Source organism: Streptomyces koelreuteriae, from assembly GCF_018604545.1.
Lineage (GTDB): Bacteria > Actinomycetota > Actinomycetes > Streptomycetales > Streptomycetaceae > Streptomyces > Streptomyces koelreuteriae.
This window is the reverse complement of sequence record NZ_CP075896.1, coordinates 4,115,389-4,129,440: the sequence shown is the minus strand read 5'-3', so window position 1 is coordinate 4,129,440 and position 14,052 is coordinate 4,115,389. Positions and strand designations below refer to the sequence as shown.

Below are 14,052 nucleotides of genomic sequence, written 5' to 3'. Positions count from 1 at the left end.
CGTGTGACAGGGCCTCTCACGGCTTGCCTACTGCTTACCGCACAGCGAGACGACCTTCTGCTCTTCCTCCGAGAGGCTGGGGCCGGGGCTGGGAGTAGGTGCGGTCGTGGACGGGGGCGTGGACTTCTCAGGCGCCGACGGCGATCCCGACGGGTTCGACGGGTTCGGCGTCGGTGTGGCCTTGGACGTGAAGGAGGCGGGAGTGGTTCCCGTGGTGCCCCCGGCCTCGCCTTCGCCGGTCTTGGCGTTGCTCCGGGTCTCGGCGTCGCGCCGCTGGGCTTCCTTCTTGCACGCGGAGGCCTGCACCGACAGTTCCTGGATCTTGGACTGGGCGTTCTTCAGCCCGCCCTCGGCGATGGTCGCCTTGACCAGCTTCTGCTGGTAGGGCGGCAGGTACTTGAGTTCGATCTCGGGGTGGTCCTTCTCGACCTCCGACAGCGACACCCAGGCCAGATCCTGGCTGATGCCCCGGTACAGCGCGACGTGCTCGTCCTCGGCGCCGACGTAGTACTGCGTCTGCGTCCAGCGCCAGCCGCCGTACAGACCGCCGCCGATGACGGCCAGCGCGAGGGCGCCGTAGAAGGATCTCTTCAGCCAGCGGCCCTTGCGGCGGGGCTTGACGAAGTCGTCGTCGCCGTAGTCCAGGCCGGTCGCCGGGATGTAGCCGGTGGTGTCGCCGGAGCCGGGCGGGCCGAACTCCCCTCCGCCGCCGTGCCCGTGCCCTTGGCGGCCGAGGCCGGAGGCGCGGCCGGCGGGGGTCTGCATGATGCCGTTGTCGTGCAGCTGGTGCTGGTTCTCGGCGACGGCGCCGACCACGACCGGGGTGTCGGAGAGCTGGCCCGCGAGGGTGTCGCCGGTGTCCAGGTCGAGGACGTCCGCGACGATCACGGTGATGTTGTCCGGGCCGCCGCCGCGCAGCGCCAGCTCGATCAGGTTCTGGACGGTCTCCTGGGGGCCCTGGTAGCTGGCGAGGGTGTCCTCCAGGGTCTGGTGGGACACCACGCCGGACAGGCCGTCGGAGCAGATCAGATAGCGGTCGCCGGCGCGGACCTCGCGGATGGAGAGGTCGGGCTCGACGTGGTCGCCGGAGCCGAGCGCGCGCATCAGCAGCGAGCGCTGCGGGTGGGTCGTCGCCTCTTCCTCGGTGATGCGGCCCTCGTCGACCAGGCGCTGCACCCAGGTGTGGTCCTGCGTGATCTGCGTCAGCACGCCGTCGCGCAGGAGGTAGGCGCGGGAGTCGCCGACGTGCACGAGGCCGAGGCGCTGGCCCGTCCAGAGCAGGGCGGTCAGGGTGGTCCCCATGCCCTCGAGCTGGGGGTCCTCCTCGACCATGGAGCGCAGCTGGTCGTTGGCGCGCTGTACGGCCGTGCCGAGCGAGGTGAGGACGTCGGAGCCGGGGACGTCGTCGTCGAGCGCGACGATGGTGGAGATCGCCTCGGAGGAGGCGACCTCACCGGCCGCGGCGCCGCCCATGCCGTCGGCGATGGCGAGCAGGCGCGGGCCGGCGTAACCGGAGTCCTCGTTGCCCTCCCGGATCATCCCCTTGTGCGATCCGGCGGCGAAGCGCAGTGACAGACTCATGCGCACCTCGCCCGTCGGCTCCGGGTACAGCCGGTCGTGTCGAGCCACACTGCCCACCCTCCGGTCGGGAGCGCGCGGGGGCCCGGGAGGCCCGCCACCGCGTGCTCGCTCCGCTCGCGCTCATTCATTGGTGTAGCACTACTTCCGCAGCTCGATGACGGTCTTGCCGATGCGGATCGGCGCGCCCAGCGCAATCGGTGTGGGAGTCGTCAGCCGGTTCCGGTCCAGGTACGTGCCGTTGGTGGAGCCGAGGTCCTCGACGATCCACTGGCCGTCGCGGTCCGGATAGATCCTGGCATGACGGCTGGACGCGTAGTCGTCGTCCAGCACGATCGTCGAGTCGTGCGCCCGGCCCAGGCTGATGGTCTGGCCCTGGAGGGCGACCGTCGTGCCGGTGAGGGTGCCCTCGGTCACGACGAGCTTGGTGGGGGCGTTACGGCCGCGCCGTCCGCCGGCGGACTGCTGGCGCTGCTGCGGCGGCGCCTGGCGTGCGGCGGCCTGCTGCTGCCGGCCGGCCTCGCGGCGCGATCCGCGCTGCGTGACACGCGTACCGAACAGGTCGCTGCGGATGACCTGCACGGCCACGATCACGAACAGCCACAGAACGGCCAGAAAACCCAGCCGCATGACCGTGAGGGTCAGCTCTGACATTGCCCCCGCTTCACCCTTCGGCTTGCCGGTAAATGATGGTGGTGCTGCCCACGACGATCCGCGAGCCGTCGCGGAGCGTAGCGCGGGTGGTGTGCTGCCCGTCCACCACGATGCCGTTGGTGGATCCGAGATCCTGGATCGTCGAGGGCGTTCCGGTCCGGATCTCGCAGTGCCGGCGGGAGACGCCGGGGTCGTCGATCCGCACGTCGGCCTCGGTGCTGCGACCCAGCACCAGCGTCGCGCGGGAGATCTGGTGGCGTGTGCCGTTGATCTCGATCCAGTGGCGGGTGCGTCCGCCGGCGGCCGGGGCGGCCGGGGCGGCCGGGGGCCGCTGGCCGCCCGCGGGCTGGCCGTAGCCGCCGGGGCGGCCGCCGGGCGGCGGCGCGGACGGCATGGGCGGGGCGCCCGAGGGCCCGCCGGCCGGCGGGTAGCCGTAGCCACCGCGTCCGCCCTGCGGGGCGGCGGGCGCGGCGGCGCCGCCTCCCGGGCCGTCCTGCTGGCTGCTGGAGGAGGCGAGCGTACGGCTGCGCACCCGGTACAGGCCGGTGTCGAGGTCGTCCGCCTTCTCGAGATGGACCTTGATGGGGCCCATGAAGGTGTAGCGCTGCTGCTTGGCGTAGTCGCGCACCATGCCGGCGAGCTCGTCGCCGAGCTGGCCGGAGTAGGGGCTGAGCCGCTCGAAGTCCGGGGTGCTCAGCTCGACGATGAAGTCGTTGGGCACGACCGTCCGGTCGCGGTTCCAGATGGTGGCGTTGTTGTCGCACTCGCGCTGGAGCGCTCCCGCGATCTCCACGGGCTGGACCTCGGACTTGAACACCTTGGCAAAGGTGCCGTTGACCAGACCTTCGAGACGCTGCTCGAACTTCTTCAGGACTCCCATGGGGCACCTCCTCCGTGGCTGCCGTCCTGTGTACTGCCCTGCGGGCCGCTTGCCGGGTACTGCTGGTACTGCTTACTGATCGTATCCACGCGCCGCTCGATCGGCTGGTTCCCCCTGTCGGCCATGCCGACGGGTGTCGACGCATGACGAAGTTCCCTGTGGAGCTCGTCTTCGAACTCCTCCGGTGGTACTGCTGCGCGTCACCGCCTCGCGTACCCCTGCCAAGGATCGTAGAGGCGGCCGTGGACCAGTGTCCCGCACCGGGCTGTGGACCCGGACCGCCTCCCGCGCGGACCAGGGGTACCGGTACGAGGTTGATACGTGAATCAGTGCGTGTTGATACGTGGCCAGGGCATCGAAGGTTCGCGGGCGGGTCTGCCTGCGGGGAGAAGGGATGTGAACCCACCCCTTCCTGCGTGCTAATGTTCTGGGTGTCGGAAGGCGCCCGGCCCGCAAGGGACAGGAGCCCAGGACACACCCAAATGCGCGGGTGGCGGAATAGGCAGACGCGCTGGATTCAGGTTCCAGTGCCCGCAAGGGCGTGGGGGTTCAACTCCCCCCTCGCGCACAGTGAGAACCGATGAAACGGGTCTCTGCCGGTGACGGAAGTCACGGCAGGGGCCCGTTTCTCGTGTCCGTGATTCCTGTGAGGCATCACACAGCCTGGTCAGGCCCCACGACCGTTCGCACGCGTGAGCTATCTCACGGCTGCCGGGGCCTCGCTGTGAGCCACCGGTTCCGGTGGGTCGGGTGGTACCGCGGTACCACCCGGACGCCGAAGAGTCGCCTCCGGTCCCAGGGGCCGGGCGGGCCGCGCTCCTAGCTTCGACATCAGACACCGCGGCGCGTCCGCGGGCCGGTCCGAGTCGAGGCAGGAAAGGCCCCCACCCATGATCGAAGCGCGCGAGCTGACGAAGCGCTACGGCGACAAGACGGTCGTCGACCATCTGAGCTTCACCGTGAAGCCCGGCGAGGTGACCGGGTTCCTCGGCCCCAACGGGGCGGGCAAGTCCACGACGATGCGCATGATCGTCGGCCTGGACGCCCCGACCCGGGGCTCGGTCACCGTGGGCGGCACGGCGTACGCCCGGCCCGAGGAACTCGTCTCCGGCATCCACGCGGTCGCGACCGGCGACGCCGTGGTGGCTCCCCGGCTGACCCGGCGCCTGCTGGACGCCTACGCCCATCAGGTCCTGGCACCGGCCGACCCGCCCGTGCCGGATCCGCGGCTCGGGGCCCTCAGCGACCGCGAACGCGAGGTGCTGGTCGCGATCGGGCAGGGCTGGACGAACGCGGAGATCGCCGAACGGCTCGTGCTCAGCGAGTCCACCGTGAAGAAGCACGTCGGACGGGTCCTCGCCAAGATCGGGGCACGGGACCGGATCCAGGCCGTGATCACCGCCTACGACGCCGGGCTGGTCAGGGCGAAGTCCTAGATCCGGCATCCCCCAGGGTCCGTCCGGGGGCGAAGCGCTCCCGGACGGCCGGGTCGTCCAGGAGGCGGGGCGGGTAGCCGGGGCCGGTGCGGGCGGTCAGGTCCCGGTGGTGCAGGGGCTCGCCGCAGGAGGAGCAGACGACCCGGGCCTGGGTGTCGTGGTCGCAGGACGTGTGGTGCAGGACGACCGGGGCGCCCTCGTCGCCGGCCAGCCAGCGGTCGCCCCAGGCGTTGATCGCCGCGAGCACGCCGAAGAAGTCGCGGCCCTTGTCCGTCAGCAGGTACTCGTGGCGCACCGGGTCGGTCTGGTAGGCGCGCCGCTCCAGCAGGCCCTCGGACTCCAGGCGGCGCAGCCGGTCGGTGAGGGTGTTGCGGGCGATGCCGAGCGTGCCGATGAAGCCGTCGAAGCGGGACTCGCCGTAGAAGACCTCGCGCAGCACCAGCAGGGTCCAGGCGTCGCCCAGGATGTCGGCGGTGCGGGCGATGGAGCAGGGCCAGGTGTCGAACGAGGTCCGTCGCATGGCTCCACTTTATGGGGCTCCTGCCTGTTGGTCTCATGATGAGATCCACCCGCTCTCGGGGTCTCATTCCCGTACGCCTGCCAGTTCGACCGGGCGGCGGCGCAGGGCGAGTGCCGCGGGGAGCGTGGCGGAGACGACGGCCAGGAGGGTGCAGGCGGCCGCCGTCGTGCCGAGGGCCTGCCACGGGAGGGTGAGGGCGGGACGGACCGAGAGCAGCGCGAGGGCGCTCCACATGCCGGCGAGGTTGAGGGCGGCGGCGAGGAGGCCGAGGAGCGTGCCGGCGGCGACGACGGTGAGGGCCTCGGCGGCCGTCAGACGCAGGACCTGCCACCGGGTGGCGCCGGTCAGCCGCAGCACGGCCAGGTCGCGGATCCGGTCGGAGGTGGCCATGACCGTGGTGTTGGCCACGGAGATGCCCGTGTAGAGGAGGGCGATGCCGAGGACGAGCAGAAGGCCGAGGCGGGTGGTGCGGTTGGTGCCGGGGGCGGTGGCGTCGAGCCATTCCTGGCGGGTGAGGACCTGTCCGTTCCCGGTGCCGAGCGCTTGGCGCAGGGCGGTGGCGACGGTGTCCGGGTTCGCGCCGTCGGCCAGGGCCACGTCGACGCGGTCGGGTGTGGCGCCCGGGGCGTTGCGGGGGGTGACGTAGACGCCGTTGTCGCCGGTGCCGGTGGACATCACGGCGGCGATCCGCAGGGTGCGCGGTGTGCCGTCGCCGAGCCACACCCGGACCCGTTCGCCGACCCGGTGCTCCTGCCACTCCTCGTTGACGATGATCGAGTCGTCGTCGAGGTCGGTCGTGCTGCCCGCGCTGAGCGGAAGGCGTGCGGTGGCCGCCAGGAGGGCGGGGGTCGCGGCGCGGGCCTCGGAGCGGACGAGGGCCACGCCGTCCTCCAGGACGTGGACGGCCGTCGTGGACGTCGGTGACACCTCGGCTCCCGGTACTGCTCGCAGTCTGCGGAGGGTCGCGGTGTCGAAGGTCGTTCCGGCCGCCGGGGTGACGACGAAGGCGGCGGTGGTGCGCTCGCTCGCCTCGGTGGCCTTCGCCGTGTTGAGGGTCCCGGTGGCGCCGAGCAGGGAACCCGCGAGGGCGACCGTGACCAGGACGGGGGCCGCGAGGGCGGCGGTGCGGCGTACCCCGGCGGCGGTGTTCTCGCGGACCAGCAGCCCGCCGGCACCGGGCAGGAGCGCGGGCAGCCAGGTCAGCAGCCGGGTCAGGGGGCGCAGGAAGAGCGGTGCGAGCAGGGCGGTCGCGGTGATCAGCAGCATCGGGCGGGTGATGTACGTCTTGCGCTGGAGGAGGTCGCCCGGGGCGTCGGTGAGGGCGAGGGCGAGCGTCACGGCGGACGTCAGGAGGAGGGCCGCACCGCAGAGGAGGCGGCCGGGGGTCAGGGTCCCGCTGTCCGCCGAGGCCTCGCGCAGGGCTGCGGTGGGGGCGGTGCGCCCGGCCCGCCAGGAGGCCGCGGTCGCTCCGCCGAGGGCCACGAGCAGGCCGGTCCAGAAGGCCACGTGGTAGGGCCAGGTGTGGTCGCCGATGGTGAACCAGGCCGGGGCGAGGCCCTCGGCGGCCACCCGGTCGGCCAGCAGCGGTGCCGCGTAGGAGCCGAGGGCGCAGCCTGCGGCCGAGGCGAGGGCGCCGACGGCGAGGGCCTCGGCGAGGACGCTCCGGCGGATCTGGCCCGGGGTCGCCCCGGCGGTGCGCAGCAGGGCGAACTCCCGGCGCCGCTGGGCGACCGCGAAGGCGAAGGTCGACGCCACGACGAACACCGACACGAACGCGGTGACGCCCCCGGCGGTGCCGAACAGGGAGTTCATCGCGGTGAGCGCCTCGCTGTCCCGGTCGGGATCGGCGTCGGCGAGGCGGCGCGCGTTCCCGGTGAGGACCTGGGCGCTGTCGCCCACGGCCTTCCGCGCGGCTGCCGGGTCCGCCGTGACCGCCAACTGGTAGATCGGAGGGGACAGTTCGGCGGCGCGGGCGTCGGTGAAGAAGACGGCGTTCTCGAAGCCGCGGGAGGTCAGGGTGCCGACGACACGTACGGTGCCCCGGTCGGTGCGGAGTTGCAGGCCGGGGCGGGCCCAGTCGCCGGTGACGGCTACCTCGTCGGCGGTGCGGGGCGCGCGGCCGGTGGCGAGGTCGTAGGGGGCGAACGCGGCGGTGGACCAGGGGTGGCCGACCAGGTCGGCGGGGGCGTCCGCGGCGCGTACGGGGAAGGAGCGGTCCGCGACGACGGGCCCCAGCATCCGCAACTCCTCGATCGCCGCGGCGGGCACCGGGCGCGGGTGGGCGAGCCGGGACGTGCGGTCGCCGATCGGGGTCGGTACGCGCAGGGTGTCCTGGCCCTTGACGACGACCGGGGCGGCGGCGAAGCGCTCGGGGCCGCGCTCCGGGGCGGTGGCGGAGGAGGCCAGGGCCAGGCCCATCACGGTGAGCAGGGCGACGCCCAGCGAGAGCGCGACGAAGCTGCCGGTGAAGGTGACCCAGCGGGTGCGCAGGGTGCGGAGGGCGATGCTCAGCATGGGAGGGCCTCGGGGTGGTGGGGTGTGTGGATGGCGGTGGTCCTCGGGCGGGTCACGCGCACGGCGCGGCCTCCAGGCGAGTCATCCGGGCCGCGACCGTCTCGGCGTCCGGGTCGGTCAACTCCCCGTGGACGCGGCCGTCGACGAGGAAGAGCACGCGGTCGGCGTGCGCGGCGGCGACCGGGTCGTGGGTGACCATGACGACCGTCTGGCCCTCGCGGTCGACCATGGCGCGCAGCAGCCCGAGCACCTCACGCCCGGTCCGGGTGTCCAGCGCACCGGTCGGCTCGTCGCCGAACAGGACCTCGGGGCGGGTGATCAACGCCCGGGCCAGGGCGACGCGTTGCTGCTGGCCGCCGGAGAGCTGGGACGGTCGGTGCCGGGCCCGGTCGGCGAGGCCGACCTGCTGGAGTGCCTGACGCACCCGGGCCTTCGGGACGCGGCGGCCGGCCAGGCGCAGCGGCAGGGCGACGTTCTGCTCGGCGGTCAGCGAGGGCAGCAGGTTGAACGCCTGGAAGACGAAGCCGACGCGCTCGCGGCGCAGCAGGGTCAGCCGCCGTTCGCTCAGGCCGGTCAGTTCCGTGCCGCCGATCGTGACCGAGCCGGAGGTGGGCCGGTCCAGGCCCGCGGCGCACTGGAGCAGGGTGGACTTGCCGGAGCCGGAGGGGCCCATGACGGCGGTGAAGGTCCCGGCGGGGAAGGAGAGCGACACCCCGTCGAGTGCGGTGACGGCTCCGTACGTCCTGGTGACCGAGTCCAGCTGGATGGCGTTCATGTCCCTACCTCGTGTCGACTGACCGGGCTTCAACTGAATCCCGCGAGGGCGGGCCGGCGCAGTGCGGCGGGACCTAGATCCGGGGTAGGGCCAGGCATACCCCCGGGCCTCCGTCCGAGCCCATGGCCGGGCCCCCGACCGGCCTCTACGGTGATCTCCATGCACCCAAGGAACGTGTGGCAGGCCCTGTCCCGCCCGGGCTACGCGCTGTCGGCGTGGCCCTGGCGGTCCGCCGGGTATCTGCTCACAGGCACGCTGACCGGAGTCGTCTTACTCGTGGGCATCGTGCTGTCGGCGGTCGCGGGCGGGGTGCTGGCGCTCGCGCTGGTGGGGCTGCCGCTGCTGCTGTGCACGGTCCTGGCGGGCATCCCGGTGGCGGCGCTGGAGCGGCTGCGGCTGCGGCTGGTCGACCCGGAGCCGGCGCCCGACCCGCACGAGCCGCCCGGCGACCCGGGCCTGCGGGCCTGGCTGACGACGCGGCTGCGGGAGCGGGCCACCTGGCGGGAGTTCGGCCACGCCCTGCTGTTCGCGGGGCTGTTGTGGCCGGTCGACGCGCTCGCGCTCGCGGTCGGGCTGCTGTGCCCCTTGACCGTGGTCGCCACGCCGGTGCTCCTGGCCGTCTTCGGTGAGGCGAAGGTGCTCAAGGTGTGGCTCGTCACCGGCTGGCCGGCCGCGTTCGGATTCGCGCTCCTCGGGCTGGTCCTCCTCGTCCTGGGCGCCTATCTGCTGGGGGTCGTGGCCGGGGCCAGGGCCGGGCTGACGCGGCTGCTGATCGCGCCGCGCGAGGCCGACCTGGGGGCCAGGGTGGTCGAACTGGCCCGGTCCCGGGTGCGGTTGGTGGACGCCTTCGAGGCGGAACGGCGGCGGATCGAGCGCGATCTGCACGACGGGGCGCAAGTGCGGCTCGTCGCCCTGACGATGACGCTCGGCCTGGCCCGTCTCGACGCCCCGCCCGGCCCGCTGGCCGACCAGCTCGCCAAGGCCCACGAGGAGGCGGGCACGGCCCTCGCCGAACTGCGCGAGCTCATCCACGGCATCCACCCCAAGGTCCTCGCCGACTACGGACTCGAAGCCGCCGTCACCGACGCCGCCGACCGCTCGGCCGTGCCCGTGGACGTCGATCTGGAGCTGTCCGGGCGGCTCTCCCAGGCCGTCGAGGCCGCTGCGTACTTCGTGGTGTGCGAGGCGCTCGCCAATGTGGGCCGGCACAGCGGGGCGAGCCGGGCGGAGGTGAGCGGCGGGCATCGCGACGGCCGGCTGTTCCTGCTGGTCCGCGACGACGGGCGCGGCGGTGCGCGGGCCGGTGCGGGCAGCGGACTGACCGGACTCGCCGACCGGGTGTCGGTGCTCGATGGCAGACTCACCCTGTCCAGCCCGCCCGGCGGACCGACCCTGCTGCGTGTGGAGATCCCTTGTGAGCCTGCGAGTTGACCGGCCGCTGCGCGTCGTCCTGGCCGAGGACAGCGTGCTGCTGCGGGACGGGCTCGTCGGGCTGCTCGGCCGCTGCGGGCACGAGGTCGTCGCCGCCGTGGGGGACGCCGAGGCGCTGGTCACGGCGGTCGGGGAGCACGCGCCGGACGTGGTCGTGACGGACGTACGGATGCCGCCCGGCTTCCAGGACGAGGGCCTGCACGCGGCCGTACGGCTGCGTGAGGAGCGGCCCACGTTGCCCGTCCTGGTCCTCAGCCAGTACGTGCAGCGCCGGTACGCCGCCGAGCTGCTGGACTCCGGCGACGGCACGGGCGTCGGCTATCTGCTGAAGGACCGCGTCGGCCAGGTCGAGGAGTTCGTGGAGGCGCTCGGCGAGGTGGCCGACGGCGGCACGGTCGTCGACCCGGAGGTCGTACGGCAGTTGCTGCGCCGCCGCCGCGACCCGCTGGAGCGGCTCACCCCGCGCGAGCGTGAGGTGCTGGCGTTGATCGCGCAGGGCAGGTCCAACGGCGCGATCGCCCGCGAACTGGTCGTCTCCGAGGCGGCCGTGGGCAAGCACATCTCCGGCATCCTCATGAAGCTCGACCTGCCGCCCGCGGACGAGACCCACCGCCGGGTGCTGGCGGTGCTGGCGTATCTGCGGGCGTAGCGGCGCCGAGACAGGCTCTGCCCTGTCCCCGTCCGCTCTGTCCGTGCCTCCTCTGTCCCTGTCTGCTCCGTCCGTGCCTCCTCTGTCCCTGGCCAACACTCTGTGAAGCAGTGGCCAAAACAAACCGGATGGCAAGTTTTTTCGATGGCCGGATCGCACCATGGTTCCCCAGCCTCTGGACCGAGGAGCGAAGTGTCATGGCACAGCAGGCCTGTCCCTTCCTGACGATCGACCCGTCAGGACAGGACCTCTACGGCGAGATATCCCGGATCCGGGACCAGGGCCCGGCCGTGGAAGTGGAACTGCCCGGCGGCGTACGGGCGTGGTGGATCAACGGCCTGGAGCTGAACAAGCGGCTGCTGGCCGGCCCCGAGACGAGCAAGGACGCCTTCCGGCACTGGCCCGCCTGGATCAACGGGGACATCTCCCGCACCTGGCCCCTCGCGATCTGGGTCTCGGTGCGCAACATGGTCACCGCCTACGGCACCGACCACACCCGGCTGCGCAAGCCGATGGCCGCCGCCTTCACCAAGCGGCGCGTCGACGCGCTGCTCCCGCGCGTCCAGGAGATCGTCGACCGGGCCCTGGACGACCTGGAGCGCATCCCGGAGGGCGAAGTCGTCGACCTGCGCGCGGCGTTCGCGGCGCCGGTGCCGCACGAGGTGGTGTGCGAACTCTTCGGTGTACCGCCCGGCGAGGACGGCCCCCGCGCGGCCCTGTACCGCATCATCGACCGCTTCTTCGACACCGCGATCTCCCTGGAGGACGCCCAGGCCAACGGGGTCGAGCTGTACGGCACGCTCACCGCGTTCCTCCAGGACAAGCGCGCGCACCCGGCCGACGACCTGACGACCGCCCTCATCGCCGCCCGCGACGAAGGAAGCCTCAGCGAACAGGAGTTGATGGACAACCTGATCCTGCTGCTCACCGCCGGTTTCGAGACGACCGTCAACCTCATCGACAACACCGTGCACAGCCTGCTCGCCCACCCCGAGCAGCTCGAACTGGTCCGCTCCGGCCGCGCGACCTGGGAGGACGCCCTGGAGGAGTCGCTGCGCCTCGAAGCGCCGGGCGCCATGTCGGGTCTGCGCTACGCCGTCGAGGACATCGAGATCGAGCCGGGCCTGACGATCCCGAAGGGCGACCCGCTCGTGGTCTCCTTCGCCGGTGCCGGACGCGACCCCGAGCGGCACGGCCCGGACGCCGAACGGTTCGACCTCACCCGCGCCACCAGCCGCGACCACGTCTCCTTCGGCCACGGCGTGCACCACTGCCTGGGCCGCCCGCTGGCCATGGCCGAGGCGACGGCGGCCCTGACGTCCCTCTTCGACCGCTTCCCGCGACTGGCCCTGGCCGACCCGTCCCGCCCGCCGAAGCGGCTGCGCTCCATCATCTCGACGGGGCACGAGGAACTGCCCGTACTGCTCCACGGCACCCGTCCGTAAGACGCGGGTGGGGTCAGGTGGCGCCCCGGTCCCGGAGGAACGAGCGGTACCAGGGTGCCGCCCGCGTGAATTCCGCCGCGAAGCCCTCGCCGGGTGAGCAGTCGAGGTCCTTCCAGAAGGCGTCGTCCGCGAACCAGTGGTCGACCGTGAGCATGCCGAGGTGGTGGAGGGCGAGCGGTGTCCCGGCGGCCCGTTCCAGGGCGGTGGCGACATCCACCGAGGCGTCGGCGCCGGGCACCTCCAACCGCGCGCCCACGGCGCCGAGCAGTTCCTGGATCCCGACCGGCTCGGGGTGGTTGACGTGGTGCACTCCGCCGTCGTGCGCCGGGGACAGGGCCGCCGCCGCCACCGCACGGCCCAGGGTGTCCACGTCGATCATCGACTGGAGCGCCGTACAGCCGGTCAGGGTCGCCGACAACTCGCCCAGCAGCCACACCAGTCCGGGGACGACCCAGCGGTCGCCCTCGCCGTAGACCAGGTGCGGCCGCAGCACCAGGCCGCCCGCGTCCAGGACGTGCCGTTCGGCGGCGGCCCGGGTGCGGCTGGTGGCCGACGCGGGCGCGATCGGCACCTCCCCGGGGCGTACGCCGCGGAAGGGGCCCCGGCCGTACACGGCGGCCGTGCTCACGTACACGATCCGGCCCACCCCGGCGCGCACCGCCTCCTCGACCAGGGCTCGTGTGCCCACGTCGTTGACGGCTTCGAGGGTCTCGGCGTCGCCGCTGATCCGGGTGGCGCAGTGCACCAGGACATCGGTGTCCGCGCAGGCGCCGCGCAGGGAGGCCGGGTCGCCGAGGTCGCCGTGGACGGATGCGGGGCCGGGCGGTGTCCGCCGGGACAACTCCCGTACGCGCACACCGGGTCGCTGCCGGGCGGCGGCGGCCACATGGCTGCCGACGAAGCCGCTCGCGCCGGTGATCAGAAGGTTGGCCGTCACGACAGCGACCGTACCCGCACGGGCCGTGCGGAGGTCAGGGTGGCGGTGAAGACGGACTCGCCGCCCTGCCGCCCCGAGACCCGTACGGTCACTTCCCCCGGGTCCGCGCCGAGCACCTCGGTCTCCAGCCGGCAGGGGCTGTGCAGCTCGGCGTACCGGGCGAAGCGGGCCGTCATCGCGCGGGGCAGGAAGGGGTGCCGGCCGGTCGCGGCGGTCGCCGCCTGGCGGGCCGCCTCGAACAGGACCATGCCCGGCACATGGTCGTTGGGGCGGGGGAAGAGGACCGGGTGGCGGGTGTCCACGCGCAGCAGCCAGACACCGGGGCGGTCGGCGGGGGCGAGTACGACGTCCTCGGCGCGGGAGCGGCCCGCCAGCTCGGGCGCGATGCCCTCCAGCAGCGGCACCGGAGTCTCCAGGGCCGTCAACTGCCGCTCGCGCAGTCGGCGGTAGGCGAGCGGCGAGGTGCAGCCGGTGCTGCCGGTGCCGCGGGCGACGAAGCGTCCGGCGCGGCGGAACTCCATCGTCGTCCGCATGCTGCTCAGGCCGCGGCCGCGGCGGCGCACCTCGGAGCACACGACGTCGATGTCGACCGGTTCGGCGGCGTCCGACAGCGTCAGCGCGGACGGGTCGGCCCGGACCGTCAGGTCCCACATGACGAAGTGGGTGTCGGCCGGGGCGCCGAACTCGGCGTGGGCGAGCACCATCGAGGCCTGCCGCAGCGTCTCGCCCACGATCATCGGGTCCTGGTGGCGGTCGTCGACGGGGCCGAAGAAGGGGTGGGCGGCCGGCCAGTGCGCGGTGAAGCGGAAGCGGGTGTCGGAGATTCGGCGCCACCGGGTGGGGAAGACGTCGGTGTCGGTGGTGCGATGGGCGAGGGCGGTGGTGACGGCGCGGCCGGTGGTGCGGCCGGCGGTGTGCGGCCCGCGCTCGGGCGTGAGGGTGGTGTGCGGCCCGCGCTCGGGGGTGTCGGCGGGGTGGGGCTCGCGCTCGGTTTGTGGCGCGTTCTCGACGGCCGCAACGGTTCTGTTTGCCGGAGGGGCCCCGCGTCCGGTCTGATCGTCCGTGGGTGCGCCTAAAGGCCCAGTCTGCGGCATGAGAACCCCCAGGATCGGCTGCCTGGCTGCGATCGGTATGTGATGTGGACGTTTGACTAACATACGGACGAGCCGGTTTTTTTCAAAGGGTGAGCCAAGCCGCTGGGACAGGCTCCCGCGCCCCCGCTGCACAGTGACT

12 protein-coding genes and 1 tRNA gene are annotated in these 14,052 nt (G+C 72.9%); 5 read left to right on the top strand and 8 right to left on the bottom strand.

The window, feature by feature from the left end; translation table 11 throughout:
• Positions 1-27: 27 nt before the first annotated feature.
• The 3 genes from KJK29_RS18525 to KJK29_RS18515 form a co-directional block, all read right to left on the bottom strand.
• On the bottom strand, positions 28-1,581 hold the full coding sequence (locus KJK29_RS18525; protein WP_215124345.1) for a Stp1/IreP family PP2C-type Ser/Thr phosphatase: 1,554 nt from the start codon (positions 1,579-1,581) through the stop codon (positions 28-30).
• Between the two features lie 138 nt (positions 1,582-1,719).
• Entirely contained in the window at positions 1,720-2,232 is a 513-nt protein-coding gene (locus tag KJK29_RS18520; RefSeq protein WP_215120271.1) for an FHA domain-containing protein FhaB/FipA, read from the bottom strand.
• A gap of 10 nt (positions 2,233-2,242) precedes the next feature.
• Positions 2,243-3,112 carry an FhaA domain-containing protein gene (locus KJK29_RS18515; protein WP_215120270.1) on the bottom strand — a complete coding sequence of 290 codons (870 nt, stop codon included), beginning with the start codon at positions 3,110-3,112 and terminating at the stop codon, positions 2,243-2,245.
• Positions 3,113-3,596: 484 nt separating this feature from the next.
• On the opposite strand from KJK29_RS18515, the gene KJK29_RS18510 reads away from it, so the two are divergent.
• Together KJK29_RS18510 and KJK29_RS18505 are read left to right on the top strand one after the other, a co-directional pair.
• Positions 3,597-3,680, top strand: a tRNA-Leu gene (locus KJK29_RS18510).
• A 322-nt stretch (positions 3,681-4,002) separates the two neighbouring features.
• Positions 4,003-4,548 carry a LuxR C-terminal-related transcriptional regulator gene (locus KJK29_RS18505; RefSeq protein WP_215120269.1) on the top strand — a complete coding sequence of 182 codons (546 nt, stop codon included), beginning with the start codon at positions 4,003-4,005 and terminating at the stop codon, positions 4,546-4,548.
• On the opposite strand, the gene KJK29_RS18500 is transcribed toward KJK29_RS18505, so the two are convergent.
• The 3 genes from KJK29_RS18500 to KJK29_RS18490 form a co-directional block, all read right to left on the bottom strand.
• The gene (locus KJK29_RS18500; protein ID WP_215120268.1) at positions 4,532-5,068 is read right to left on the bottom strand and encodes a winged helix-turn-helix transcriptional regulator; all 537 of its coding nucleotides are present in this window, start codon (positions 5,066-5,068) and stop codon (positions 4,532-4,534) included. The two genes, KJK29_RS18505 and KJK29_RS18500, sit on opposite strands and share 17 nt — an antisense overlap.
• Positions 5,069-5,131: 63 nt before the next feature.
• Positions 5,132-7,582, bottom strand: coding sequence for an ABC transporter permease (locus tag KJK29_RS18495; protein WP_215120267.1), 2,451 nt, complete (start codon positions 7,580-7,582; stop codon positions 5,132-5,134).
• 52 nt (positions 7,583-7,634) lie between these two features.
• Positions 7,635-8,357, bottom strand: a complete 723-nt coding sequence (locus KJK29_RS18490; protein ID WP_215120266.1) for an ABC transporter ATP-binding protein — start codon at positions 8,355-8,357, stop codon at positions 7,635-7,637.
• A gap of 159 nt (positions 8,358-8,516) precedes the next feature.
• On the opposite strand from KJK29_RS18490, the gene KJK29_RS18485 reads away from it, so the two are divergent.
• From KJK29_RS18485 to KJK29_RS18475, 3 genes are all read left to right on the top strand, one after another.
• Complete coding sequence (locus KJK29_RS18485) at positions 8,517-9,788, top strand: sensor histidine kinase (protein WP_215120265.1); 1,272 nt, start codon at positions 8,517-8,519, stop codon at positions 9,786-9,788.
• Positions 9,778-10,437, top strand: a complete 660-nt coding sequence (locus KJK29_RS18480; protein ID WP_215124344.1) for a response regulator transcription factor — start codon at positions 9,778-9,780, stop codon at positions 10,435-10,437. Before KJK29_RS18485 ends, KJK29_RS18480 begins: the two co-directional genes overlap by 11 nt.
• 197 nt (positions 10,438-10,634) lie before the next feature.
• A complete protein-coding gene (locus tag KJK29_RS18475; RefSeq protein WP_215120264.1) occupies positions 10,635-11,882 on the top strand; it encodes a cytochrome P450 family protein in 1,248 nt (415 codons plus the stop codon).
• A gap of 13 nt (positions 11,883-11,895) precedes the next feature.
• On the opposite strand, the gene KJK29_RS18470 is transcribed toward KJK29_RS18475, so the two are convergent.
• A complete protein-coding gene (locus KJK29_RS18470; protein ID WP_215120263.1) occupies positions 11,896-12,819 on the bottom strand; it encodes an NAD-dependent epimerase/dehydratase family protein in 924 nt (307 codons plus the stop codon).
• Positions 12,816-13,913 carry a ScbA/BarX family gamma-butyrolactone biosynthesis protein gene (locus KJK29_RS18465; RefSeq protein ID WP_215120262.1) on the bottom strand — a complete coding sequence of 366 codons (1,098 nt, stop codon included), beginning with the start codon at positions 13,911-13,913 and terminating at the stop codon, positions 12,816-12,818. Before KJK29_RS18465 ends, KJK29_RS18470 begins: the two co-directional genes overlap by 4 nt.
• Positions 13,914-14,052 lie beyond the last annotated feature (139 nt).

Bases quoted from the DNA above. Each gene is read 5' to 3' on its own strand.
- KJK29_RS18525 (WP_215124345.1), bottom strand. From the start codon at position 1,581: ATGAGTCTGTCACTGCGCTTCGCCGCCGGATCGCACAAGGGGATGATC.
- KJK29_RS18520 (WP_215120271.1), bottom strand. From the start codon at position 2,232: ATGTCAGAGCTGACCCTCACGGTCATGCGGCTGGGTTTTCTGGCCGTT.
- KJK29_RS18515 (WP_215120270.1), bottom strand. From the start codon at position 3,112: ATGGGAGTCCTGAAGAAGTTCGAGCAGCGTCTCGAAGGTCTGGTCAAC.
- KJK29_RS18505 (WP_215120269.1), top strand. From the start codon at position 4,003: ATGATCGAAGCGCGCGAGCTGACGAAGCGCTACGGCGACAAGACGGTC.
- KJK29_RS18500 (WP_215120268.1), bottom strand. From the start codon at position 5,068: ATGCGACGGACCTCGTTCGACACCTGGCCCTGCTCCATCGCCCGCACC.
- KJK29_RS18495 (WP_215120267.1), bottom strand. From the start codon at position 7,582: ATGCTGAGCATCGCCCTCCGCACCCTGCGCACCCGCTGGGTCACCTTC.
- KJK29_RS18490 (WP_215120266.1), bottom strand. From the start codon at position 8,357: ATGAACGCCATCCAGCTGGACTCGGTCACCAGGACGTACGGAGCCGTC.
- KJK29_RS18485 (WP_215120265.1), top strand. From the start codon at position 8,517: ATGCACCCAAGGAACGTGTGGCAGGCCCTGTCCCGCCCGGGCTACGCG.
- KJK29_RS18475 (WP_215120264.1), top strand. From the start codon at position 10,635: ATGGCACAGCAGGCCTGTCCCTTCCTGACGATCGACCCGTCAGGACAG.
- KJK29_RS18465 (WP_215120262.1), bottom strand. From the start codon at position 13,913: ATGCCGCAGACTGGGCCTTTAGGCGCACCCACGGACGATCAGACCGGA.